Origin of the sequence: Paenarthrobacter sp. UW852 (genome assembly GCF_024608385.1) — a bacterium.
Taxonomy (GTDB): Bacteria; Actinomycetota; Actinomycetes; order Actinomycetales; family Micrococcaceae; genus Arthrobacter.
The window spans coordinates 275,024-299,058 of record NZ_JAMSGY010000001.1; the positions used below are offsets into that span (position 1 = coordinate 275,024).

Here is a 24,035-nt window from a genome sequence, read left to right on the forward strand (position 1 = left end):
AGAATGTTGCTGCCGAAGATCGCCCCGCAGAGGACCGTCCTCCCCCACCGCGGTACCGCCGTCGATGCCCGCTCCCTCCTGCTCGGCGGCGCACCGGTAGAGCTGATGGGATTCGAGGACGCCCTGCGCGACATCGTTGATCGTGCCTCTGCGGATGGGGCCAAACCCCTGGGCGTCTGCTCGGCCAACCTCGATCACCTCCGGCACTTCGGTGCCGGCAGCCGTTGGGCGGGCACCTTGAACCCGCCCGTGCCGGTGGACTGGCTGACGCTGCTTGATGGGGCACCACTGGTGGCTCAAGCCCGGAGGCTCACTCACCGTGACTGGCCCCGATTGGCCGGCAGTGACCTCATAGGGCCGTTGCTTGACCAGGCTGAGCAGCGTGGGCTCCGCGTGGGTTTCCTGGGAGGATCACCGGAAGCCCAGGCCCTCATCCGCGAGCGTTTCGCCGTGGAGCGTCCCAGGCTGGTGGTCGCAGGATGGTGGGCCCCCGAGCGTTCAGTCCTGAGCGACGTCGACGCGTCCTCCCGCCTGGCCGCCGACATAGCTGCCAGCCGAACGGACATCCTGGTGGTGGGCTTGGGCAAGCCGCGTCAGGAACTCTGGATCGCTGAATATGGGCCATTGACCGGGGCCAGGGTCCTCCTGGCTTTCGGGGCGGTTGTCGACTTCCTGTCCGGCCGGATCCGGCGGGCACCGGCATGGGTCAGCGCCCATGGCCTTGAGTGGGCGTGGCGACTGATGCTTGAGCCCACGAGGCTCGCCCACCGCTACCTTGTGGATGGGCCGGGGGCCTATCTCAAGCTGCGGATGCGCAGCGATGCCACGCCCCTTCCAGCTGCCGGCACAGTGCCGAATGCTGCTGCCGCCTTCGTCCCAGCCGACCCGGAGCATGAGCCCAGCCGTGCTCCGGGATCGTTTGTCCCGGTGGAGTCCAGAGCCGACGTTGCCGTAGTGGTGGTCACCTACAACAACGCCGACGACGTCGGACCCCTGCTTGCGGGGTTGAGGCAGGAAACCGTTGCGCAAAGCATCAAGGTGGTGGTGGCCGACAACTCCCCGGACGAGCGCACCATGCTGGAACTGTCACGGCATCGGGATGTCGTGGCCGTGCCGACAGGTGGCAACCTCGGATACGCGGGCGGAATCAATGCCGCCATGCGCGTCGCCGGGGCCGCTGATGCGTACCTCGTCCTCAACCCTGACTTGCGGGTCGAGGAAGGGGCGATCCTGGCCATGCGTCGCCGGATGGCCGAATCCGGGGCGGCAGTGGTGGTGCCGGTCTTGCTGGACAACGATGGCACTGTCTATCCGTCGCTGCGACGGGAGCCCGGTGTTCTGCGAGCGCTGGGCGATGCGGTGTTCGGGAGCCGGGTGCAGGGCAGGCCTGGTTGGTTATCGGAGATGGACTACGACCCGGAAAGCTACCGGCACGCACACCTGGTGGATTGGGCGACGGGTGCTGCGCTGTTGATCAGCGGCGACACAGCGCGGGCCGTGGGTGATTGGGATGAACAGTTCTTCCTCTACTCGGAGGAGACGGATTATTGCCGGCGTGTCCGGGAGTCCGGCGGTTCGATGTGGTTTGAGCCGCTGGCCCGGATGTGGCATGAACGAGGGGGTTCGGGTTCTTCGCCGCAGTTGACGGCGTTGATGGCGGTCAATCGTGTGCGTTACGCGTCGAAGTATTTCCCGCCGGCCCGTTTGGGGGCCTTTACCGCCGTCGTGCTTGCCGGGGAGCTTGTACGCATGGGTAAGCCGGGGCATCGTGAGGCTGCGTTTGCGGTGGTCAGCCGGAGACGGTGGGAAGGGTTGCCGCACGCTACGAGGGTCACTACGGACCCGTTGGGCGGCGGGCCGCCTCCGGCGGGTGCTGTGATCATTCCTGCCCACAACGAAGCGGCCGTGATCGGGCGGACGCTTGAATCGCTGGCTGGTGTCCTTGCTTGGGGCACGGTGGAGGTCATTGTTGCCTGTAATGGGTGCACGGACGAGACGGAGGCCATCGCATCGACGTTCCAGGGGGTGCGTGTGCTTCACGTTGAGGCTGCTTCGAAGTCTGCGGCGTTGAATGCCGCCGACCAGGTTGCGGGTCTTTGGCCACGGCTGTATTTGGACGCGGACATCGAGGTCAGCTCGGAAGCGGTGGCGGACGTTTTGCGGTCCCTTGCCGAGGGGCCGTTGCTTGCTGCCCGCCCGGTGTTCCGCTACGACACCAGTGGCGCTTCTGGGTTGGTGCGCTCTTACTACCGGGCCCGCGGCCGGGTGCCGGCCAATGCGCAGGGCCTGTGGGGTGCGGGGGCGTACGCCCTGAGCCACGCGGGGCACGATCGTTTGGGTGTATTTCCTTCCCTTACCGGGGACGACTACTACGTGGATCGTCTGTTCAGTGGTTCGGAGAAGGCAGTCGTGGCCACGGTACCTGTGGTGGTGCGGACGCCACGCACCCCGGCTTCCTTGCTGGCCGTTCTTCGGCGGACGTATCGTGGGAACGCGCAGCAGGATGAACGATTCGCGGGGCAATCGGCCTCCCGTACCCTGCGTGAGCTGCTTACGTCCGTGCGGGGGCCTCTGACTGCTGTTGACGCCGCCGTGTACGCCGTCTTCGCCGTTGCGGGTCGTCGTCGTCCGCTGGTGGGCCGTAGGCCCGTTACTGCCTGGGAGCGGGACGAGAGCAGCCGCTAGTCAGAAGCCGCAGTTCCCGCCCCCTTCGATGCGGTACAGGTGGACGGCGTTGCCGTCCTGGAAGGTATCGGTGAAGTGGCCGTCGAGGATGGGAATGGTCCGGTTTTCGTCGATCACGACGGCGGAGCTGCCGCCGCACTTGAGGGTGAAGGTCGCCTGACCGCCGGCTGGCTTGGTGGCACCGGCGAAGATGTAGGCCGTATGGTCGTACATTTTGGTGCTGAGGTCCACCGGGCCGGTTGCTGTGGTGGCACCGTCCAGGAAGGGTGCGTTGAGGACGGGCGCGAGCTTAGTGATCTGTTTGTTGACGGTCCTTAGCGTGGGCACGATGTCCTTGCCACAGTCTCTTATGACGTGTTGGGTTACGCAGGGGCCGCCGAAGTTGTGATTGAAGTAGATAATTCCCCGGGCTCCGTGGATGAGACTGCTCCACACGGCTGCCCGAAGCTCTGGGCCGGTGATTGTTTTGGTCCCTTCTACGTCACCCGATGGATGGCCGTTTTCGACGAAGGCCCAGACGGGGATCATGGCAGTTGGGTCCTGGAGCTCACGCAGCCGGTCGATGGTCCAGCCATAGTTTGCTGCCAGGCGACACTCTTGGGGATTGAGATCCCGGGTGTAGTCCGCGATGGCCCCGCCCTCGCCTTTTCCACAGATGTTGGGATCCGTGAACCAGTAATTGTCTGCTGACACTACGTCCTGGAGGCCCCTGACGAACTTTGCAGCTTCTGTGTCGGATTCCCAGAACGTCACGCCCTTGCCGTAGTTGGCGTACACCATGGTGCCCTTGGGGGCCGAGGCGCGGCGGTCCCGCTGGATCGTATAGCCGCAGGGTGTGCCGTCCGGCGAACAGATGGATCCCTCGCCGGGGTATTTGCCTGTCCACGGTGCGTCGCCCGGGCCGGCCCACATGTCCACTTCGTCGCTGAGTGTGTATCCGGCGGCGGCATCATGGGGAAACGCAGGCAGTGCGAACATGCCGGAGTCGCGGATCAATTGGACGTTCGAGTTGGCGGTGAGCTCCACGTAGGTGTTAATTCCGGCCTCGGCATCCATGGTCACATTGCCCTTGTCCAGGACACTTTCGAGCCAAACACCGATCGGAAAGAATGATTCCTCGGCCGGAAGGCCGGCCCTGAACTTGGCGTAATAGGAAACTCCACCGTCTACTTGGCGAAGAGCTACCGGTGGTGCAGTGACATTCTGTGTTGGCGGGGCGTTGGATGCGCTGCTCCCGGATGGGTAAGGCGGGGCACTGCCGCCGGCGGCGGCGACAGCCAGGATGATGCTTGCGAAGGCAATGACGCCCAGGGCCCATGCTGCTTGCGGCTTCATACCGTGCCTCTCCGGATTTTGGATTCCATCAGTTCGGCCAGCACGAGTGCGCTGGTTCGCACATCAAAAGCCTGTTCAATCCTGGAACGCCCCTGTTGCCCCATTGCCACGGCTTTGCCGGGGTTTTCAAGGAGTCCGATAATTGCGTTCGCCAGCTGAGGGGGGTTGTGTGGTTCCACAAGGATTCCGCTCTCTTCCCCCACGACAAGTTCCCGCACTCCGCCCGCGGATGTCACCACCACGGGTACGCCCATGGCCATGGCTTCCATAATGGCGACTCCGAGCGGTTCCGAGTGGCTCGCCAATGCAAAGAGGTGTGCAGCGGCAAGTTCATCCCGGACTGTTCGTTCCGGGACGGCGCCCAGAAGTCGCACGTGACGTTCCAAGCCGAGCTCACTCACTTGCCGTTCGAGCTCCAGACGATATCCGGTCCCGCCAACCTCGTCCTCTCCGGCCAATGTCAGAAGCGTGTCGAGGCCGGAACTCACAAGAATCCTGACTGCTTTGAGCAGGTCGGAGTGGCCTTTGCTTGGATTCAGCCGTCCGCAGCAGAATATTCGCGTTTGGCCGTGGCCTGGCCAGGGTTCGTAAGGTGCCTGGCGAGTGAAGCTGTCCAGGTCCACGCCCATGGGTGCTACCCGGACCTCTCCGGGCAGGTGGCCGCCCAACTGCTCCCTCACCTCGGCCAGCAACCGCGCCGTGATGACAACGGAGAAGTCGGCGTTCTGCCATTTGCGGAACTGGTTGGGTCCGTAGTCGCTTAGTGGGCCGTGCAGGGTCAGGCTGTAGGGGATGCCGGAAATGGCATGTGCGAAGAGGGCTACTTGTGCAGCGTCCGCACACGAGTGCACATGGACATGGTCCCAGTGACGGGCCTTCGCATATCGGGCGAGTTCGGCACCCGCCCAGAGGAGCGCCACGGAACGGGCAAATCGGTAGTCCAACTGCAGGTTACCAATGGCGGGGGAAATTTCCTTGGGACGAACCATGCTGAGGATGAGCGCTGCACGCCTTCTGTCGGCCAGTGCGCGTAGGGCCCTTGTGCTGCCCCCTACGACGGTCTTGATGCTGGGCGGTGTCAAGTAGTGGGTTGGTGCTATTCCAGTGGGTGCCCACTCCGGCGCGGGTGCCCGTTGGCGCGGGGGGCGGGTCGAGATTGGTTCCGGCTCTTGGCCCAATTGCTGCAGTGCCCGGAGCTCACGCCAAAAAAAGCCGTGTGTTTGTCCGGGGAACTCAGGCACGAAGTATCCGAAGCGAGCCATGTCCCACCTTTCTGCGTCGGATCGTTCAATAGTTGCCGGGACCAGCAGTTTTTCTTGGTCAAACAGTCGTCTTCTCATTGGGACCCTTGGTGTCAGCCTCTGCTTGGAGGACGTCCCGAAGGGGGCCACGTTGAGGAAACAGCCTTTGCTTTGGTGAGGGCAGTTTCATCTCCGCCAGCGTTTCAAGTTCTGAGAGACTGTTTCCGCTGGCGGAATCGGAACGATGATCTGCCGGAGTTCCGGTTTCGTCTTTGTCCTTTCTGCGGTGTTTCCTGGTGGAAGGTACAGGCTTACTTTCGGTTCGGATCCGCGCGCGTGCAGATTCCAGCGATCGGGCCAGCGAAACCGCACCGAGTGTAAGCACAATTCCTGCCACCACCACAACGATGAGGGACCTCAGGCGGCTGGAGAACTGTTCGGTTGCTTTATCGGGCACAGCGACCACCAACGAGGTGAACAAATACTGGTCGGATGCGCCATTGACTGTCTGAATTGCGTGCAGCTCCTGTTCGAGCTGCCTTCCGAGGGCCCTCGCCGTCTCCAAAGCGATGTCCTGGCTATCCGAGACGGCACTGATCTCCACCAAAAACGCGGCAGACGGACGCTCGACTTTATAGTCGGTTGCCAAGCCGGCCTTCTTGAGTCGATCACTTGTCGAAGCATCATTCAACCTGGTGGTGACGACTTGGGTTATCAACGATGAATCGGCCGAGCGCAGGTAGGGATTATCAGTATTGAGGGCACCCAGGGCCGGGTCTTTCTCTATCTCCTGGGGCGACGGAATCTTGGGATTCACGATGGCGTATGTCGTCAGGGCCTCATATGAGCGGGGCGCGTAGGCATACACGTAGAAAGCTGCGAAGGCGGTCAGCAGCAGCACTGGAAGGACAAAGACTTTGTGGTGCCACAGGGTCTTGACTACTGCTATTGGATCCATGTCTCCCCCTTGGGAGTCGTGGGTGCAGGTCCCGCCGGCACCGGGCTGTTGCCACTGATCGATGGCACTACTTTTCTGAGTTCGAGTTCGCGCCGGACCATGATCCAGGACCCTCCGGCCAACCCAACGATGAACGGATACATCAAAGCGAAGACGGGGAACGACATTGAATCGAAGGTCAGGGAGCAGACGGCCGCGATGACACCCGCGGCAGAGACTGCTCCGGTAAAGCAGCGAAGTGCAGGAATCCGGGATGCCCGGGCGGCCAGCAAGCTTGTGAGGCCAGGTATGGCAAGGTAAGCAATCAGTCCTATGAGTCCGACCACCCCGATGGTGACCAAAGAGTTCAGGTACTGGTTGTCCAGGATATAGATGGCGTTCGTGGGCATGTAATTCCCGGGGCCAACCCCGAAATATGGGTGCTCAGCTACCATGGCGGCCACTCTCGGATAATTGTTGGTTCGAGTGGAGATTGAGGGGTCGTCTTCGCCGGCGGTAAAGGAAGCTGTCAACGTGCCGACCAGCCCCGGTACTCCCAGGAACAGCACGGCAATAACAGCGGGCGCCGCCACCAAAGCCCAACGCCGGGCAATTTTTGGCAGGAACGGAATGAAGATCAGGAGCCCCGTGACCAATCCAAGGATGCCGGACCGGGATACCGTGGATGCTATCGCGAAGACCAAGAGAGACGTTCCCATCCAATGAACCCACTTTCGTCCACTCTTGTCATAGATTCCCCGCCAAATGGAAAGCGGCAAAAGCATGGACGAGACCACCCCCAGTTCGATGGAATGAAAGGTGCTGCCCGAAACGCGCATCATGAAACCGCGCATTTGGAAGGGTGTGTTGCCTCCGTTGTCCGCGAACCCGGGCATGGCTGACTGTATCCACTCCATGGGGTTGATCCTGAAGAAGAATTGAATGACTGCCACTACACAGCAGAAGAATGCTCCTGCCAGTATTGCGCGTGATAACGACATTGCATCGTTGAGTGTCCGGACAGCCTCGGCCGTGACAAGAATAATGCCGGCGCTCGCAAGGAGAAGGATTAGCCAGCGGTCTGCGGCCGCCCGCGCCGTGACCGAACTACCGCCTGTCATGCCGGAGTACAGTGCCGCGTAGGAAGCGCAGGTTCCCACCCAAAGAAGGGCCAGCCCGACGCGTCCCGGATGACGCGAGCTCAGCGGGTTCTGCAAGCCAAACAGTACGGAGCAAATCCACACGGCCAATACCAGAAGGGCCAGGAGCAGCGGCACTGTCCCGATGGCGCCCAACGGCTTGACCACCATGTTGGATGGGAAGAAGAAGACCCCGAAGGCAGCCGTCCTCAGCAGCAGGCCAACGCGGCTGCCAGCACCGGGGGTAAGGTTCAAATCCACTGGCTGGACCGCTGGCCGCGGTGGAAGGACATTGAGTACGCGGATTTTTCGCTTCATATCATCCCCCGCCGCTGTTGCCTGTGCAGTGTGATTCCACAATGTCGGCGAAAGCTGCCTGGGATTGCGACCAGTCCGTCCGCGGCCGCTGAGCGATTCGTTGCGCGCGCTCATCCAGGTCAGTGGCACCCACGACCCCTGCGAGCGCGGCTGCGAGCCGGCGGGGTGATGCTGGCGCCCAGACGACGTCGGGGTTCTGTAGTTCCTCGGAGGAGAAGGGGGATTCATTGAGAACGGGGACGTTGCCGGCGGCAAGGAGCTCTCCGGGTACCAACGAGATGTTGGTGAAGGAGATTGCGAGACCAGCGACTGTCTGGTTGTACAACTCGTTGAGTTGCTGTGGCGAAAGATTGCCGTGATTTGTGACGGGGATGCTCCAACCGGACGTCTTGTCCCCGTAGACGTGAATTTCCTGATCTGGTCTCAACGTATGGAATTCCTCAAGGGCCATCTTGGCGATGACATATCCACGGCGGTCCACTGATCTTTTGGCGTAGAAGACCACTCCGGAACGTCCATGTCGCCCATGCTGGCCTTGAACCAAGTGGTAGATGTCAGTGTCGCAGCCGAACGGGACCGTAGCTTCCGGTATCAGCCCGAGTTCGGCCTTCAGGACGCCTCCGATCATGTCGCCCAGCGCTATTGTTGCGAACCCGAACCGGTAGCTGTTCTCGGCAAGCGTGTAGAGGGCGCCGCGTGGGTAAAAGTAGGGTTCGAAGTCCTGGATAAAGTAGAAACGGTGGATGCTGCGGTGGGCCCTCGCTGCAATGACATGAGCGGTTGGCCATGAACTGGCTACGACGGCATCGATGCCGTCCATTCCCTGCGTCGCGCTGCGAATCTCTGCGTCCATCGTGGGCCAGTGGTGACGGATGACTGCTTCATGCCGGGACACGTCGTCGTCGTTTCGGTCGTAGAGGAAGAGGATGCAGGGATGCCCTCGTTGCTCCAGTGCCCGGACCATGCGGAAGAAAGTAGTGTGGCCTCCGGATCCGGGGCCGGGTGGGGTGCACACCCACCCAATCGTCAGGGGGCCTGCCTTGAGAGGGGCGGCATGTGTTTGTCCGAGTCCTGATGGGTCGGTGATGTCTTCATGACGCAGGGGGAAGTCGGGTTCGCCTAGACTCCACCTTTCGAACGCTGAGCAGGCACCTTTCCTGAGGGCCTGCTTACCCAGTGCGTAAAGGCCGTCGCGCCTGAGCCGGGAGAGAATATGGGCTGCTGTTGATTGAGTGGCGCTCATGGCTGTGCCGTCCTGCCCATCTCGCGTGCGTGCTCGCTGAACTCCTTTAGTACACGGCGCCTCGTTTCCAAGGGAATGCCGGATTTTGCTGACAGCATGACTGCAAGGCCGTCCCGAGGTCCGGAACGGAGTAACTCCTGAATCTCCCCTTCGCTCAGCGCCACTTCTGCGGAGTGGACAGTTCCCTTCATGGTTGAGGTGGTCGCCCGTTTGCCACCCATTACTTCGTCTACGAAGATTCCGTAGAGCATCATTTCGGAAAACCGCAACTGGCTCGCCACAGCTGTGGTCCAGGACGTCCCGGTGGTGTTTTCGATGCGCACCAACATCTGCCGCACGATGGTGGGCTCCCACAGGCAGGGCCAGCAAATGTAGTCGGTGAGGTTGCCATCGGGAGAGGGCCGGACTCCGAGCAGTTTCCGGCCCGAATCATGCCATTGCCGGTGGCCCGACAGGGTGTGGTCGACCCCTCCTGGTTTTCGGTACAAACAGACTTCGCGTTCTGCGCTGAAGGCATCCAAGTCAGTGGGCCGAACCAATATGCTGTCTGAATCCATAAGCAGCACTCCCCGAACGTCAAGGGTCGCAGCGACGGCCAGCTTGATGATTTGCTGGCAAATCCAGCCACGAACCGGCGGCCACGGCCGCGCCGCGTTGATCCACATGTTCAGCCGCGGGAGTTTGAGGAAGGAACGTGGCAGGTATTCCCGGGCATCGTGGACCTCCGTGCGGGGTCCGGCAAGACTGCTGAACGCGCTGAGGTCGTTCCGTGGCACAACAATGTGGTGGACGACGGGGTCGGCAGTCATCGCCAGGACCGAAAGGTTCAGGTCCTTACAGAGTTCCAGATCGGGTTCGTAGCTTGGCGTGACTACTGCGAGGGTGCCGCTGACCGATCCGGTTCCGGGGCTAATAGACACCACTGTTGTGCCACCTCCGCATCTGTACTTTGTGTCGTATCTTGCCGGCCACGCGTGGCGGCACGGACCACACAGGCCGGCTGGCCAGTGCCGGCCCCAGCGCACGCCTCCGGTCGTATCTGTTCCAAGCCTTTAATTCCTTGGGGTTATCCACGAGCTCGGCGGCCAGTGCTGCGAAGGCTTCGTGCTGAAGGGCTGCGCCCCTCCCCCGGTCGAATTCGTGGGAAGCCCGCGTAAGGGCATCGTTCGCCAGGGCGCGCCGGGCTTGGGTTTTGAACTCCGACGCCTCGGGAATAGCGGCTGCAGGGCCGGTGAATAATGCATCGAATGCGTCGCGGCGGGCTTTAAGGTCCTCCAGCTCATCAATCCCAGTTGCGGACAGGCTCTCTGCATGCTCACGGTGCCATGCTTGGTCCGAGCCATGTATGTAGGCGACGTCGGCGAAGGCAGCTATCCTGAACCACATCTCCATGTCGTGCGTGTGCTTGAGATGCGTCTGGTAGCCGATGTCTTGGAGGACGGACCTCCGGATCAATGCTTCAGGCGAGGTAATGACGTTAACTCCGCTCCGGCACCTCTCCCGGAGCCATTCACGTCCCGGCCATATAGTCCATGCCTTGACCGTGAGCCGGGGCGTAGGACGTTGCCCGGCCTCAAAGTGCAGAGGATGTCCGTAGACGAGGCCAACAGACGGATAGGCGCGTGCGACAGCCACAGCGCGGTGCAGGGAACCGGGTGTCAAAATGTCGTCCGCATCGAGCCTGACCAGGAACTCGCCCCGTGCAACGGCAGCACCATCATTAAACGAAACAACCGGGCCGCGGTTACGCGCATGGCGCAGAACCATGACTCTGTCGGAGGCGGCCGCCAGTTCAAGGGCTATGTCCAGGCTGTTGTCGGTGGATGCGTCATCAACCACGATCACGTCCGTTTCAATACCGTCCTGGCTGAGGGCGCTCTCAGCCGCCTGCCGAAGAAACCGGCCGTAGTTGTAGCAGGTGATGACCACGGTTACAGTGGCCGCTTCTGGCGACTGGGCAATTGCCTGTTGCCTGACTTTGGCCTTGATCGCCAGTGGGCCGGGGACTGGGGCTACGCCTACCGGACCGGATCCATCATCGGTGAGGATGGCCCGCACCTTGAGAATACGGCGGTAGAACCAACGCCACAGCAGCACGACGTACGTCCCTGTCCCGGCGGCAGCCCCGGCAAGAAGTCCCTCCAATGGTCCGTCGAATGGCGTGGTGGCCGCCATGGCTGCTGCTGCGGCAGGTAATGCTGCGATGCACGGTGGCCATACGCTGCGGAACGCCTCACCCAGGTCTGACCCGTTCCGGTGAAGCGCGATGGCGTAGGCAGGACCAACTACGATAAACGCCACCATCAAATGTGCAGCCGCAGCTCCGGCAATCCCGCCGACGGCGACACCGAGTGTCAGCGCCGGAACGAGTGCGGTAATCCAGACGACCTGGACGTACAAAGTTGCCCTGGTCGCTCCGTGCGCAAGCAAGTACGAGGCCGCCAGATCGAATCCGACGCGCAGCGAGCTGAATAGCCCCAACCACACAAGTGCTGCCGCCGCTGGCAGCCAAGGTGCTCCGTAGACGAGTTCTATGACTGGGGTAGCCAGCAGGGCAAGCATGAGTCCGGCCAGCAAGGCTACGGTCCACACGGGTCCGAGCAAGGTGGCAAAGCTGCCGTTTCGCCTGGCGCTGCCAAGCCTCGCGAAGGCTGGCAGGGCAACCGAACGTACCACTTGGCCCAGCGCGCTCATTGGCCACGTAGAAATATTAAAGGCCAGAAAGTAGAAACCCAAGGCCACCGGCCCCGCCAGCCGCGATATTGCCACATTGTCCACATTCAGCAGCGCCCACGACAGCAGGTTGGCGCCTGCCACCGGAACGCCGAAGGCAATCACCGCCGGAGCGACGGACTTGTCGAATCCGAAACGGAAGCGTGTACGAGCAAGCCTGAACTGGACCAGCAGCGACAATGCCTGGGATATTAGACGACCGACGGCGAGCGCCATAACACCCCAACCAAGCACGATCAAGAGAAGGACCAGGGCCGTTCCAACAGCGAAGTCAACGAGCGCGACGATGAAAAGCTTCCGCTGGGCAAAGTTTCGCTGCAAGGTTGCGTATGGCACCACACCCACACCGGCCAGCAGGAGCGAGCCCGACATAACGGCGATCACGGGACCGGCCGCCGGGCTACCGAGGAGTTCGGCTGTTCCCTGGGCGGAGAAGGCCATCGCCGCTGCGAGCGTCGTCCCTGCCACAACGCCCAATGTTGCGATTGTTGGCGCTTTCCGGTCCGGTTCCTCGGACCGGATGAGATCGGCGCTCATGCCCAGGTCTGCCATTGTCATCAGTACGGTCTGTACGGTGAGGGCGACGGCGAACACGCCAAACTGTTCCGGGCTCAGGAGCCGGGCCAAGGCTATGCCCACTGCCAGGCTGCCCAAGCGCAGGACGATGTTGCTGATGCTGCTCCAAGCCAGTCCGTGCCTGACCTGCTGTCCGAGATCCTGTTGCGTCTGCGTCACGTCACGGACCCCGCTGTTACTTTGGTCGGCGAAAAGGCTTGCCGTTTGATGGATGCCCGGAACTTGGCCACCTCGAGGCTTGTGCGCACATAGTCGCCGATGCGCCCGGCCTGCAGCCTGGGACGGCTTGCATGTTCGTAAACGTCAAGCAGCTGACGGGCCGCCATTTCCAAACTGAAGTTTTCCTGTACAAAGGTTCTCCCGAAGGCACCCAGCGAGGTCCGCAGGTCTTCGTCGGTCAAGAGCAAGGAAAGAATGTCCGCGAGCTCTTCCTGGTTCCCGTGTCCGTAAAAGCCGTCCTGCAGGAAACGCGCGGTGTTCCCTGGAGTGAACAGGCTCCAGAATCCGTGGGACCCCTGCACGACTACCGGTTTCCCAAAGGACATTCCACGCAGAGCCGAACTCCCCATGCCGAGGACTACGTCCGCGCCGTCGTAAATCATCCGGGGATCACTGACCAGCCCCTCGACCCGGATGACCCTCTTTCCGTGCCGCACATTGACTGCCGTGGCAGCCGACTGGACACCTTTGAGGCCAGGACCATCGCCGGCGACCAGAAGAACCGCAGGAAGGTCCTCTGCAATCCTGTCCATGACGCTTATGGCCTCAAGGACACCCTGCACTTTGCCAAGGTCAGTGGTGAGGCGGCCTACCACTGCTACCACCCGGATACCTTTCCCGATCCCCAGATGCAGCCGTGCCGGAGGCAATCCACGGGACTTGTTGAAGTCGGTGTCCACCGGCGGTTCCATGAGGTGCACCGAAGGCCTTGCCTTGGACTGCTCTTCGGCCAAGCATTTCGTCCCCACTATCAATGGAACACTCCTGGGCAGGAAGCCGGGTACGTCCATGGAGAGCACACTCATTACCAACGGGGTACCGAGTATCAGAGCCGGACCGAAGAAAGCGTCCAACGACGGAGCCCACTCGTAGCTGTGGACCATATCGATGCCCCGCTGATCCACAGCGCCGATAAGCCTGCGGACAGTACCCGGGTCCACACTCTGCCTCCTGACCGGAGCCTCGATAAAATCGAGTCCCAGTTCCGCCACCCGCTCCAGCAACACTCCAGGGGTCGCGAATACAACTACTTCATGGCCGAGATCACGGACTGCTGCTGCCAGCTCAATGGCGTTGATCTGGCTGCCTCCCATGCCCAACTCGTGGGGGTAAACGAGAACCCTCATTGGGCCCCCTCCAGCGCCGGAGAGTTGCCGCGCCTGATCACCCGGGCCGGGACACCGGCCCACGTCTCGTCATCGGGTACGTCGTTCAGGACCGCCGCGCCCATCCCGATGGTCGCTTTCGCGCCAATGGACCGGCGCTCGCGGACACTGGCGTTCATGCCAATGTAGGCGGCACGGCCGACGCGGACGTTACCCCCCAGTGAGACCCCGGAAGCGAAGGTCGCGAAATCGGCGATGATGTCGTCGTGGGTGAACGTGACCCCTGGCATGGCGACAACATGGTTGCCGATGGTGACGGAGGCCGTCATGCTGACGTGGGCCAGGAGGATGCTGCCGGTGCCGATCACGCACCCTTCGGGGACATTGACTGTGGGATCGATGGCGGTGGCGTAGCGGTTCTCTGCAAGCCCAAGGGCGCGCAACCGCATCACGACGCTCTCCCGGCCCGCCCCTGAACCGATGCAGACCAACAACAAGGCGTGTGGGAAGAGGAGCGCGTCCTTGATGGGACCGAGCACGTGGGCGCCATCGACCACGCGCCCGAGTTTGTCTTCGTCGTCGTCGAGGATGCCGATGACGTCGAACGGGCCGCTGCTGCGGACCATCGCCAGGACTTCGCGGGCGAGTCCGCTGGCTGCGATAAGGAGTAGCTCGGTCATCGTCCTTGTCCTGCCGCGCGGAGTACGGAATCGATGACGCGGACTTGGTCGTGGAGAGCCAATTGGTGGTACACCGGGAGGATCAGGGTGTGATCGGTCAGCCATTCCGTGGCCCGAAGTTCGGCTCCGCCTGTGTCCTTCCCGGCGTAGGCGGGCTGGCGGTGGGCCGCCATGATGCCGCGCCGCGCGGAGATGCCGTCTTCGGCGAGGCGGATCATCAGGGCATCCCTCCCCAACGGAAATGCAGCACCGATTTCCAGCCAGCAGGATTGGAAGTTGCTGGTGCCGTATCCGGGGTCGCTGACCAGCCGGAGGCCTTCGACGCCGGCAAACGCGTTCGCGTAGGTGGCGGCCAGTTCACGGCGCCGCTGGACAGCCTCGTGGAGGCGACCCAGTTGGACGAGTCCGACGGCGGCTTGAAGGTCTGTCATCCGGTAGTTGAAGCCGACTTCGAGGTACTCTTCCGCGGGAGCGAGGATGCTGGCGTGCCGGTCCGTGGCTGAAACGCTCATGGCGTGTTCCCGGAGGCGCCGTGCCCGGTCCGCGAAGTCCTGGCGCGGGGTGGAGAGCATTCCGCCTTCACCGGTGGTGAGGATCTTGCGGGGATGGAAGGACCAGGCGGCCACCTCGGCACCGGCGCCTACCGGACGGCTGCGGTAGCGGGAGCCGATGGCGCAGGCCGCGTCTTCGACCACGATGATGCCGCGGCCATCGCAGAGCGACCTGATGGGGTCCAAGTCAACTGGAACCCCGCCCTGGTCTACGGCGATGACGGCCTTGGTGGCCGGTGTGAGGGCCTGCTCGACCGTCTCTGCGGTCAGGCAGCCCGTCTGGATATCGACGTCGGCGAACACGGGACGCGCCCCCATGTAGGTGGGTGCGTTGGCGGTGGCAATGAAAGAGAAAGACGGGACCACCACATCGTCTCCCGGGCCGACGCCAGCTACGGCGAGCGCCAGGTGAAGGGCCGAGGTGCAGCTGGAGGTTGCCACCGCATGACGGGATTCCTGTTCCACTGCGAACGCTTCTTCGAACTGGCGGACCTTGGGGCCTTGCGCGACCCAACCCGAAGCGATCACTTCGGCCACGGCTTGGGCTTCCTCCTCGCCCAGCCAGGGTTTCATGACGTCGATGCGGCCCAAGCGTGTCCCGGAGATGGTCATCGCGCACCAACTGCCGGGGCTCCGGGCCCATCCACCAGCCTGGCCGCTGCAATCTCGTCGCGGAGGGGAAGCCACCAGGAGACCAACGAGCGCAGCCCGTCTTCCAGGCCGACCGCTGCTTCGAAGCCGAGGTCTTCCCGGGCAGCGGTGACGTCCGCCAGGCGCCGTGCAACCCCATTCACTGCGCGTTCCGGGCCGTGTTCAAGGTGCAGTGAGGATTCCATGACCGTCAGCAGGGTTTGAGCCAGTTCGGCCAGGCTGGTTTCGGTGCCGCTGGCTACGTTGTAGGCCCCTTCGCGCACGTCGCTGACGGCTGCCAGGACGTTGGCCCTGGCCACGTCCGCGGTGTGGATGAAGTCCATTGTTTGCTCTCCGCTGCCGAAGATCATGGGTGGCTTGCCATCGACGATCCGTTCCATCCAGCGCACCAGCACTTCGGTGTAGAGCCCGTGCACGTCCATGCGGGGCCCGTAGACGTTGAAGTAGCGCAGGATGACGTAGTCCAGGCCTGACATGGCGCCGAAGCTCCTGGCCATCCCCTCGTTGAAGGATTTTGCGGCTCCGTAGAAGGTGTCGTTGTTGTGGTGGTGGTGGCTTTCCTTGGTGGGGAATTGCTCGGCCATCCCGTAAACAGAGGCACTGGACGCCGAGATGAGCTTGTCCACTTTGTGTTCTACGGCTGCCTCGTACACGTTGAACGTGCCATCCACCAACACTTCGAGGGCGAGCCGGGGTTCTTCCGCGCATTGGGTGATGCGGATGGCCGCCTGGTGGAAGACCAGGTCCTTGCCGTGGGTGAGGTCGTGGACGAGATCCCTGTCCCGCAGGTCGCCTTCGACGAGTTGGACGCGTTCGGTGGCGAGTGCGCCGTCCAGATTGGCCCGGCGGCCCCGGACCAGGTTGTCCAGGACGTCCACATGCGCCGCACCGGCGTCGAGCAGTTGGTCCACCAGGGTGGATCCGATGGTTCCGGCGCCTCCGGTGACCAGCACGTTGGCGCCCAGTAGCTCCTTCATCGTGCGACCTGGAGATTTACCTCGTTGCCGGCTACCACTGTTGCCTGGCCATCGGTGCCCAGGCTCTGGGTCACGGCCTCAAGGACGGACAGGACCCGCAGCCCGGATTCGCCGCTGGTGCGGGGCCGGGTGTGGTTCCGGATGGAGGTGGCCAGTTCCGCTACTACTTGGCCGAGGGGTTCGCGTTCCTGCAGCGCCGGGGACCACGTGTCGCCCAAGCGGTAGGAGATCGCTGAGGCCTTCTTGTCGGCCGCTGATCTGGGTTGCTGGTCCAGGCTGACTCCGCGGTCGTAGACGCTGAGCCGTTGCTGCGGGTTCAGGTCGTCCCACACAAGGGTCCGCTTTGACCCTCCGATGATCATTTGGCGGATTTTGGTGGGACTGAGCCAGTTCACGTGGATGTGCACGATCGCATCGTTGGGCAGGCCGAAGGTCAGATGTCCCACGCAGTCCCGGCCGGTGCCGAGGGGATCCGCGCCGTGGGCCGAGATTTCCGTGGGATGCAGCCCGCCGGGGAGCACGAAGTCGAGGATTGAGAGGTCGTGGGGTGCCAGATCCCAGAAGACATTGACGTCCGGTTGGACGAGTCCAAGGTTGATGCGGACTGAGTCAACGTACAGGATGTCGCCCAGCACTCCGCTGGAGACCAGTTCCTGGATCTTAAGGACTGCCGGGGTGAAGCAGTAGGTGTGGTCGGCCATCAGGACCAGCCCGCGGGCGTTGGCTTCTTCCACCATCTCCAGTCCCTTCGCACGGCTGTCCGCGAGCGGCTTTTCCACGAGCACGTGCTTTCCTGCGCGCAGGGCCGTCATCACCACGCCGTGATGGGTGTGCGCCGGTGTGGCGATGGCGATCGCGTCCAGGTTGTAGGTGTCCAGCAGTTCGTCCAAAGACTCGACGACGGCCACCCCGCCCACGGTTCCGGCGAGCTTCAGTCCGCGCTCGATGTCCAGGTCGCAGATGGCAACCAGGTCCCAATCGGGGCTTGCTTTGAGGTTCCTTGCGAGGTTTGGACCCCAGTAGCCTGCCCCTACCACCGCCGCGCGAAGCTTCGGCCTGAGGTCATGTCCGTTCAATGGTCCTGCTGGAACAGTGCGTATGCTCATTTCCCACTCAACTTCTGTGCTGGTAGCCCGGTACTCGGTCTGTATTGCAGTTCGTCGCTAATAGGCGCCGGATGGCCGGGTCATCGCCCGGAAAGTTCGCCACATGATCATTAGGTCACCGGCCAGGGACCAGTTCTCCACGTAGTAGAGATCCAGCCGGACCGCTTCATCCCAGGGAAGGTCGGAACGTCCGTTGATTTGCCACAGGCCGGTAATGCCCGGTTTGATCAGCAGCCGCCGGTGCGTGTGTTGTTCGTAGGCGCTGACCTCGCGGGACAACGGTGGGCGGGGGCCAACGAGGCTCATATCGCCCATGAGGACATTCCAGAATTGGGGCAGTTCGTCGAGGGAGTATTTGCGCATCCATCGACCACATCGCGTGATCCGGGGGTCGCCCCGGATCTTGAACAGGACACCCGCACCTTCGTCCTGGCTTCCCAGGGCTTCCACTTGGGTTTCGGCATCTACCACCATGGAGCGGAACTTCAGCATCCTGAAGGTCGTCCCCTGCTTGCCGATCCGCTCTTGCCGGAAAAGGATCGGGCCTGGACTGTCAGCGTGAACTATCGCGGCCAACAGCATCAACACCGGTGCCAGGACGATCAGCGCGGCCGCTGAGATGACGATGTCCATCAGGCGTTTCAGTGTGTGCTTGCCGCCGGAGTAATGCGGGATATCGACATGCATCAGGGGAAGCCCCTCGACCGGCCGCCAGTGGATGCGCGGACCGGCGACGTTGGTGAGGGTTGCCGCGAGGACGAGTTCTGCGGCGTTCTCCTCCAATCGCCATCCGAGTTCCTGGATGAACTGGTTGCCACCGGGAACAGGGCCCGCCACAATGACTGCGTTCGCGCCTGTCTGCCGTACAGTGTGCGCGATCCCGTAGATTGATGCCAGGACCGGGACGCGCTGGTGGTCTACAGCCAGGACCGCTCCCCGCCGGGCACCCGGCAGGCAGGCGCCCACAATCTCGTAGACCGCCCCTGATCTCCTGTTGATTTGTTTGATCACGTACCGGACGTCCTGCGGCTCCCCGACTACCAGGGCGCGCGAGAGGCAGCGCCCCCGCGATTTTTCCTGGCTCAGCCACCGGCGGAACCCCCACCTGCTGCCTGTCAGCGATATCAGGCCAAGCGGCAGGGAAACCAGGACGAAGGAACTGACAGTTTCAAGGCGGAAGACTACAGCCACGATGGCAAGGAAACCGAAGACGCGGATGCTCGCTGAGAAGATCCGCTTGTATTCCTCCGGGCCCACGCCCAGGACTTTGGGATCCCGGGTCCTGTAGACCTCCAGTGCTGCCAGCCAAACGAAGCCCAGTATCCCGCCCAGCACCAGGTGGTTTGCCTGCGCCGGGGGGTTGGCGGTGAACGGCCATCCCGCCGTATCCACCAGGAACCCGACGGTGACGGCCGCCGCTACCAACATGGTGTCAGCCAGTCGGAGGCTGGTGGTCAGCCGGTGCGTCCATGTCAGGCGGTCCTTTGGCGGTGCGGCGACCCGGGAGCGCCGGTGGGTGACTGGCGGCACAAGGTCCAGGGTGACATCCGGCCTCGGCGCCGCCAGTCCCGCCTTTTCAGTCCGTTGTGCAGCAACGGACTTGTCAATCCAGGGAGACGCCGGCGGATTGACATCGGCAGTGGGAGGTTCCGTTGGAAAGACTGATCCCACGGTGGCATGGTTCGGACCCGTGGGTGCCGCTACCTTGCCCAGACGCAAGACTGGAACTTTCACCATGTCAGCCTTCTTCGCAGACCTGCCATTGCCTACATATCAGTGAAGCCTCGGCTGTCAGGGGGCGCACCAGTAGTCTGTACTCAAGTTTGCGCAGCATTACCCAATCCCCCTACGTGCAAGTACCTAGCCGGCACCGCTGGGACTACGTGTCCCGGGCCCTGCACACCGGGTAAAAAAGCCCGGAATCATGGGTCATCAACGGCAATGCCGGGACGGCAATGGGCACAAAAAACCGGCCACCCGAAGGCAGCCGGTGCAAAGCGGAGAGTCTTAGTCCTCTACTATTTCGAGGTCCTCATCGAGTGCCTCGTCGTCGTCCTCATCCTCGTCGTCGAAGACCTGAAGCGGAGTGACCTCGGAGAATGCCTCGTAAAGTGCGTCCTCGTAAACTTCGAAAGCGTCGGCAACCGCGAAGAACGCGGCCTCGACATTGGGGTCCCCCTCGCCCCTTCGGGCGGATGCGGCAACCAGATGCTCTTCCAAGGCGGCGGTCAGTGATTGAAGCGCGACACGCGGATCGATGCTCATGACTTCACGTTAGCCGGAAAAAGACGAAAATGGAGAGGGATGAGAGAACAATTTCCGGGCAGCTCCGTGGAGCGCCAACGAGACTATGCACGTCAGTACGAGTACCTCGTATTGACGGTGGGCCCTGACGATTCACTGCCTGAGGCCCGCCGCCGGCTGGCCGAGCATTCGGAGTATGGCAAATGGGAACTCGAACGCAGCGTCCTGTACCTGGGCGGTGGGCGCCGTTTCTGGTTGCGGCGAAAAGTGTATTCCGTCCAGCGCACCGTCTAGGCGCCACCGCCAGGCCACACTACTTCTCCAAGGGTCCAAGCCATGCGTTGGCGACAGTGTTGTGCGCGGATTCGTCGTTGGAGGGATGGAAGATGCCCGCCAGCACATCCCGGTACAGCCGTTCCATCTCAGAACCCCTGAAGTAGCTCGAACCGCCCGTTACCCGGATTGCCAGGTCCACCACGTGGCGCGCATTCTCGGTGGCCCTGGACTTGATGCCCACCAGCTTGGGGAACCACTGCACGCCGTGATCCACGAGGTTGTCGACGTCCCGGGCAACGGTGGCTATTTGAGGTTGGATCCCGTCCATGGCCAAGGCGGCATCTGCTACCTTCCAACGGATGTCGGGGTCCTGGGCGAGGCTGCGGCCGCCATTCTTGGCCGAAACACGGCGTTTGACGTTCTCCACGCCCAGGAAGAACGCACGCTCTGCCACGCCTGTGTACACGGCGGCGAGAAGCGTTTCAAAACAGGCGAAGATGGCGAAAATCAGCAGGTCCTGGTTAGGGCCCACCGGCAGTTTGCGGAAGATCCGGTCCGGAGGAACCACGGCACCATGCAGCAGGGTGGTGTTCGAGGCACTGGCCCGCATTCCCAACGTGTCCCAGTCGCTCAGCGTTTCGTGCCCGGGTTCGTCGCGGCGGATGAAGCCGAACACCAGCTCCCCTGCCCCGTCCCTGGCGGCGGCGTCCTTACCGAACGTCCCCAGGCGTGTCCAACCGCGGGAAAGGCTGGTGAAGATTTTCCTGCCCGTGAACCGGTAACCACCATCGGGCATCGCTTCGGCTACCGTGCCTGAATCGAAAAGCATGGAGTCGTTGCCCGCCTCCGAAATGCCGAACGCAAAGATCTCCCCCTGGCCGGCCTCCTTCAGCACGAAGTCCAAAGAATTGTCGCCCCTGGCCGCCATGACACGCGCGACGCCGGTCCATACCAGGTGCATGTTGACGGCCAGCGCCGTGGCCGGGGCCGCCGTGGCGAGACGTTGCTGCAAGGCCGCCACCGCTTCAAGACCAAGCCCCAGTCCGCCGTCGGCCTCCGGTACGAAAAGCTTGAGGTACCCGGCGTCGGCCAGCTCTTCAAGGTCCTCGTGGAAGAAGCGGTTATCACGGTCGTACCCTGCGGCACGGCCGCGCAGGCGCTCAAGCAGGACATCCGGCAGGATTTCTTCGGAATTCATCGACGTGCCTTCTTCCGGTGGTGGCGTCTAGTAGTTGCTCAGCAGCCTGTTCAGGACACGGGCGCCGAACTGGAGGGACTCGGCCGGAACCCGCTCATCCACCCCGTGGAACATGCCGGTGAAGTCGAGCTCATCGGGCAGCATCAACGGCGCGAATCCGTAGCCGGTGATGCCGATCTTGCTCAGCGACTTGTTATCGGTGCCGCCGGAAAGTGTGTATGGGAGGACCTTTGCCCCGGGGTCCTCCGAATGCAGGGCGTCGATCATGGAGTCCACCAGATTCCCGGCGAAGGGCACCTCAAGGGACACATCCTTGTTGACGTAACTGATCTCGATGCCGTCCCCCGCGAGCTCCTTGATCGTCTCGAAAACCAGTTCCTGCTGGCCAGGAAGAGTGCGGCAGTCAACGAAAGCTTCCGCCGACTCCGGGATGACGTTGTGCTTGTAGCCGGAACGAAGCAGCGTGGGATTCGAGGTGTTCTGCAGCGTCGCACCCACGAAACGGGCCACTGTGCCGAGCTCCTTCAGGAGGATGTCCGGGTTGTCGGCGTCGAACTCGACGCCGGTCAGTTCCGTCACGCCGTCCAGGAACTGGCGGGTGGTGGGGGTCAGTTCCACTGGCCATTTGTACTGCCCAATCCTCGTTACCGCAGCCGCCAGCCGGGTGACCGCGTTGTCGGTGTTGATTTGGGAGCCGTGGCCCGCACGTCCATGGGCCACCATCCGCAGCCAGGAGAGACCCTTTTCAGCGGTCTGGAGCAGGTAGGTCCGCTGCCCACCGATCGTGGCGGAGAAGCCACCCACCTCGGAGATGGCCTCCGTGGCGCCATCGAAAAGCTCGCGCCGGTGTTCCACGGCGTAGCGGGCACCGTACGTGCCGCCAGCTTCCTCATCGGCAAAAAAGGCGAAGATGATGTCCCGCTTGGGCTTGCGGCCGGTCCGGGCAAAATCGCGCATGACTGAGAGGATCATGGCGTCCATGTCCTTCATGTCCACAGCACCCCGACCCCAGACCAGCCCGTCCTTCAACTCCCCGCTGAAGGGATCAACGCTCCACTGGTCCTTCAGCGCAGGAACCACATCCAAGTGCCCATGCACCACCAAAGCGTCCGCCGAGGGGTCTTCTCCGGCAAGGCGGGTCACCACGTTGGCGCGGCCCGGGGCGGACTCGAAGATTTCAGCCTCAAGGCCCACCTCGGTGATGAGTCCGGCAGTGTATTCGGCCGCCGCGCGCTCCCCCGGGCCGGTGTCGTCGCCGAAGTTCGAGGAGTCAATGCGGATGAGCTCCTGGCAGATCCGGACTACTTCGTCTTCGGGGCGGATGACAGACATGGAAACTCTCCTTGCGTGGCTGGGCTGCAGGTTCCGGCGACGCGCTCTGCGGCTTCCGCAGCCCGTCCCGTGTCCCCTCAGCCTACTCACCAGCAGCGGTACGAGTCAGGAATTCGTTGCGCCATGGGTCGCCGAACAACCAAGGAAGGGGCCCTGGCCAGTCCCGATTTTTCCGTATCCCCAAACCGTGTTAGAGTTTTTCTCGCTGCTTCGGAGGAAAGCAAAGCACCGCAAGGTCCTTAATCACTTCTCTGAACACCACCTGCGCGGGTGGCGGAATGGCAGACGCGCTAGCTTGAGGTGCTAGTCCTCGAAAGGGGGTGGGGGTTCAAGTCCCCCTCCGCGCACCAACACAAGGCCTGGAATCCAAAGGATTCCGGGCCTTGTTTGTATTGTCGGGAGTTCGCCGGCCCATACAATGCGAGTTTGATCACACGTATCACTTCCCAGCTCACATAAGGAAACGATGGACAGCTCAGAAGTCATCCTCGGCGCCGAGTACACGGTACGGACGCTGGCACTCCAGCCCGATGACGAGGGTGAAGTAACATCTACCCTCCTGTCGCGGAAAGCCACGGTGCCGGCCGGGCGGGCGGTGCTGTACGTTCACGGCTTCGTGGACTACTTCTTCCAAGGGCACCTGGCTGATGAGTGGATCAAGGCCGGGTACGACTTCTATGCCCTCGACCTCCGAAAATACGGACGCTCGCTCCTGCCACACCAGACGCCCAACTACATCGAGTCACTCCAAAGCTACGACGAAGAGCTGGACGAGGCCGCGCGGATCATCAAGGACGAGGACGGACACGACGTACTGGTTGTCCTTGGCCACTCGACGGGCGGTTTGGTGACCAGCCTGTGGGCACATCGGAGGCGTTTCGATGGCATCGTGGACGCGTTGGTCCTCAATAGCCCGTGGTTCGACCTGAACAAGCCCTTCTTCCAGCGCACGGTGGGTACCGCCGTCGTCGAACGCCTTGCCAACTACCAGCCGAGACGCCAGGTGGGCGTGCTGGGTCAGCGGTACGGCCAGAGCCTGCACGTAACCACCGGGGGTGCCTGGGATTTCAACCTCGCCTGGAAGCCGCTCGAAGGCTTTCCGGTGCTGGCAGGCTGGCTTCGTGCGATCCGGCGCGGTCACGCCGAACTCGCCAAAGGGCTGGACATCCGCTGCCCGGTCCTGGTGTGCGCGTCGACGGCCAGCGCCGCAGAGACAGCACCGCTGGAGACCATCAGTTCCGCGGACATCGTCCTGGACGTGCGGCACATCGCTGACCGCAGTACACGGCTCGGCCGCCTGGTAACTTTGGCAAGGATCGACGGCGGCATCCACGACCTGGCGCTCTCGGCCGAACCGGCGAGGAGCCGGTTTTTCCAGGAAGTCTTCCGCTGGGCTGGCGCATATGTGCCGGAAAGTGCTGACAGCAAGAAGGACTAACCTAGGCCGCACGGACAGATGCACAACACAGGTACGAAAAAGGCGGCGGT

General features: G+C 62.6%; 19 protein-coding genes and 1 tRNA gene. 4 read left to right on the forward strand and 16 right to left on the reverse strand.

What is annotated here, in order from left to right:
* Window positions 1-3: 3 nt before the first annotated feature.
* The gene (locus NEK97_RS01320; RefSeq protein WP_257368083.1) at window positions 4-2,685 is read left to right on the forward strand and encodes a WecB/TagA/CpsF family glycosyltransferase; all 2,682 of its coding nucleotides are present in this window, start codon (window positions 4-6) and stop codon (window positions 2,683-2,685) included.
* On the opposite strand, the gene NEK97_RS01325 is transcribed toward NEK97_RS01320, so the two are convergent.
* From NEK97_RS01325 to NEK97_RS01390, 14 genes are all read right to left on the reverse strand, one after another.
* The gene (locus NEK97_RS01325) at window positions 2,686-4,020 is read right to left on the reverse strand and encodes a hypothetical protein (protein WP_257368084.1); all 1,335 of its coding nucleotides are present in this window, start codon (window positions 4,018-4,020) and stop codon (window positions 2,686-2,688) included. It lies immediately after the preceding gene.
* On the reverse strand, window positions 4,017-5,360 hold the full coding sequence (gene epsE, locus NEK97_RS01330; protein ID WP_374111495.1) for an exopolysaccharide biosynthesis GT4 family glycosyltransferase EpsE: 1,344 nt from the start codon (window positions 5,358-5,360) through the stop codon (window positions 4,017-4,019). The genes NEK97_RS01325 and epsE overlap by 4 nt, the downstream gene beginning before the upstream one ends.
* Complete coding sequence (locus NEK97_RS01335) at window positions 5,341-6,162, reverse strand: chain-length determining protein (protein ID WP_257368086.1); 822 nt, start codon at window positions 6,160-6,162, stop codon at window positions 5,341-5,343. The genes epsE and NEK97_RS01335 overlap by 20 nt, the downstream gene beginning before the upstream one ends.
* Window positions 6,163-6,206: 44 nt before the next feature.
* Entirely contained in the window at window positions 6,207-7,598 is a 1,392-nt protein-coding gene (locus NEK97_RS01340; RefSeq protein ID WP_257368087.1) for an O-antigen ligase family protein, read from the reverse strand.
* Window positions 7,599-7,656: 58 nt separating this feature from the next.
* Window positions 7,657-8,619, reverse strand: coding sequence for a glycosyltransferase family 1 protein (locus tag NEK97_RS01345; protein ID WP_257368088.1), 963 nt, complete (start codon window positions 8,617-8,619; stop codon window positions 7,657-7,659).
* A gap of 275 nt (window positions 8,620-8,894) precedes the next feature.
* The gene (locus tag NEK97_RS01350; RefSeq protein WP_257368089.1) at window positions 8,895-9,818 is read right to left on the reverse strand and encodes a DUF6492 family protein; all 924 of its coding nucleotides are present in this window, start codon (window positions 9,816-9,818) and stop codon (window positions 8,895-8,897) included.
* Window positions 9,808-12,366 (reverse strand): oligosaccharide flippase family protein, encoded by a 2,559-nt coding sequence (locus NEK97_RS01355; protein ID WP_257368090.1) that lies wholly within the window; start codon window positions 12,364-12,366, stop codon window positions 9,808-9,810. Before NEK97_RS01355 ends, NEK97_RS01350 begins: the two co-directional genes overlap by 11 nt.
* Window positions 12,363-13,553, reverse strand: a complete 1,191-nt coding sequence (locus NEK97_RS01360; protein ID WP_257368091.1) for a glycosyltransferase family 4 protein — start codon at window positions 13,551-13,553, stop codon at window positions 12,363-12,365. The genes NEK97_RS01355 and NEK97_RS01360 overlap by 4 nt, the downstream gene beginning before the upstream one ends.
* Window positions 13,550-14,212 (reverse strand): acetyltransferase, encoded by a 663-nt coding sequence (locus tag NEK97_RS01365; RefSeq protein WP_257368092.1) that lies wholly within the window; start codon window positions 14,210-14,212, stop codon window positions 13,550-13,552. The genes NEK97_RS01360 and NEK97_RS01365 overlap by 4 nt, the downstream gene beginning before the upstream one ends.
* Entirely contained in the window at window positions 14,209-15,375 is a 1,167-nt protein-coding gene (locus tag NEK97_RS01370) for a DegT/DnrJ/EryC1/StrS aminotransferase family protein (protein WP_257368093.1), read from the reverse strand. Before NEK97_RS01370 ends, NEK97_RS01365 begins: the two co-directional genes overlap by 4 nt.
* On the reverse strand, window positions 15,372-16,391 hold the full coding sequence (locus NEK97_RS01375) for an NAD-dependent epimerase/dehydratase family protein (protein WP_257368094.1): 1,020 nt from the start codon (window positions 16,389-16,391) through the stop codon (window positions 15,372-15,374). Before NEK97_RS01375 ends, NEK97_RS01370 begins: the two co-directional genes overlap by 4 nt.
* Window positions 16,388-17,497, reverse strand: coding sequence for a Gfo/Idh/MocA family protein (locus NEK97_RS01380; protein ID WP_257368095.1), 1,110 nt, complete (start codon window positions 17,495-17,497; stop codon window positions 16,388-16,390). Before NEK97_RS01380 ends, NEK97_RS01375 begins: the two co-directional genes overlap by 4 nt.
* Before the next feature lie 57 nt (window positions 17,498-17,554).
* Entirely contained in the window at window positions 17,555-19,234 is a 1,680-nt protein-coding gene (locus tag NEK97_RS01385; protein WP_257368096.1) for a sugar transferase, read from the reverse strand.
* Window positions 19,235-19,504: 270 nt separating this feature from the next.
* A complete protein-coding gene (locus NEK97_RS01390; RefSeq protein ID WP_235521998.1) occupies window positions 19,505-19,762 on the reverse strand; it encodes a hypothetical protein in 258 nt (85 codons plus the stop codon).
* Between the two features lie 39 nt (window positions 19,763-19,801).
* On the opposite strand from NEK97_RS01390, the gene NEK97_RS01395 reads away from it, so the two are divergent.
* The gene (locus NEK97_RS01395; RefSeq protein ID WP_017200923.1) at window positions 19,802-20,035 is read left to right on the forward strand and encodes a DUF5703 family protein; all 234 of its coding nucleotides are present in this window, start codon (window positions 19,802-19,804) and stop codon (window positions 20,033-20,035) included.
* A 19-nt stretch (window positions 20,036-20,054) separates the two neighbouring features.
* Here the strand turns inward: NEK97_RS01395 and NEK97_RS01400 are convergent, their stop codons facing one another.
* Complete coding sequence (locus tag NEK97_RS01400; RefSeq protein ID WP_257368097.1) at window positions 20,055-21,215, reverse strand: acyl-CoA dehydrogenase family protein; 1,161 nt, start codon at window positions 21,213-21,215, stop codon at window positions 20,055-20,057.
* Window positions 21,216-21,242: 27 nt separating this feature from the next.
* A complete protein-coding gene (locus NEK97_RS01405) occupies window positions 21,243-22,547 on the reverse strand; it encodes a M20/M25/M40 family metallo-hydrolase (RefSeq protein WP_257368098.1) in 1,305 nt (434 codons plus the stop codon).
* A 264-nt stretch (window positions 22,548-22,811) separates the two neighbouring features.
* Between NEK97_RS01405 and NEK97_RS01410 the strand changes: the two genes are divergently transcribed.
* Together NEK97_RS01410 and NEK97_RS01415 are read left to right on the forward strand one after the other, a co-directional pair.
* Window positions 22,812-22,897 (forward strand) — tRNA-Leu (locus tag NEK97_RS01410).
* Between the two features lie 116 nt (window positions 22,898-23,013).
* A complete protein-coding gene (locus tag NEK97_RS01415) occupies window positions 23,014-23,985 on the forward strand; it encodes an alpha/beta hydrolase (protein WP_257368099.1) in 972 nt (323 codons plus the stop codon).
* Window positions 23,986-24,035: the final 50 nt, after the last annotated feature.

Excerpts from the sequence above, each read along its gene's own strand:
- NEK97_RS01390 (WP_235521998.1), bottom strand. The coding sequence starts at position 19,762 with ATGAGCATCGATCCGCGTGTCGCGCTTCAATCACTGACCGCCGCCTTG.
- NEK97_RS01385 (WP_257368096.1), bottom strand. The coding sequence starts at position 19,234 with ATGGTGAAAGTTCCAGTCTTGCGTCTGGGCAAGGTAGCGGCACCCACG.
- NEK97_RS01360 (WP_257368091.1), bottom strand. The coding sequence starts at position 13,553 with ATGAGGGTTCTCGTTTACCCCCACGAGTTGGGCATGGGAGGCAGCCAG.
- NEK97_RS01375 (WP_257368094.1), bottom strand. The coding sequence starts at position 16,391 with ATGAAGGAGCTACTGGGCGCCAACGTGCTGGTCACCGGAGGCGCCGGA.
- NEK97_RS01405 (WP_257368098.1), bottom strand. The coding sequence starts at position 22,547 with ATGTCTGTCATCCGCCCCGAAGACGAAGTAGTCCGGATCTGCCAGGAG.
- epsE (WP_374111495.1), bottom strand. The coding sequence starts at position 5,360 with ATGAGAAGACGACTGTTTGACCAAGAAAAACTGCTGGTCCCGGCAACT.
- NEK97_RS01380 (WP_257368095.1), bottom strand. The coding sequence starts at position 17,497 with ATGAGCATACGCACTGTTCCAGCAGGACCATTGAACGGACATGACCTC.
- NEK97_RS01395 (WP_017200923.1), top strand. The coding sequence starts at position 19,802 with ATGAGAGAACAATTTCCGGGCAGCTCCGTGGAGCGCCAACGAGACTAT.
- NEK97_RS01365 (WP_257368092.1), bottom strand. The coding sequence starts at position 14,212 with ATGACCGAGCTACTCCTTATCGCAGCCAGCGGACTCGCCCGCGAAGTC.
- NEK97_RS01345 (WP_257368088.1), bottom strand. The coding sequence starts at position 8,619 with ATGGTCCGGGCACTGGAGCAACGAGGGCATCCCTGCATCCTCTTCCTC.
- NEK97_RS01400 (WP_257368097.1), bottom strand. The coding sequence starts at position 21,215 with ATGAATTCCGAAGAAATCCTGCCGGATGTCCTGCTTGAGCGCCTGCGC.
- NEK97_RS01415 (WP_257368099.1), top strand. The coding sequence starts at position 23,014 with ATGGACAGCTCAGAAGTCATCCTCGGCGCCGAGTACACGGTACGGACG.
- NEK97_RS01325 (WP_257368084.1), bottom strand. The coding sequence starts at position 4,020 with ATGAAGCCGCAAGCAGCATGGGCCCTGGGCGTCATTGCCTTCGCAAGC.
- NEK97_RS01320 (WP_257368083.1), top strand. The coding sequence starts at position 4 with ATGTTGCTGCCGAAGATCGCCCCGCAGAGGACCGTCCTCCCCCACCGC.
- NEK97_RS01370 (WP_257368093.1), bottom strand. The coding sequence starts at position 15,375 with ATGACCATCTCCGGGACACGCTTGGGCCGCATCGACGTCATGAAACCC.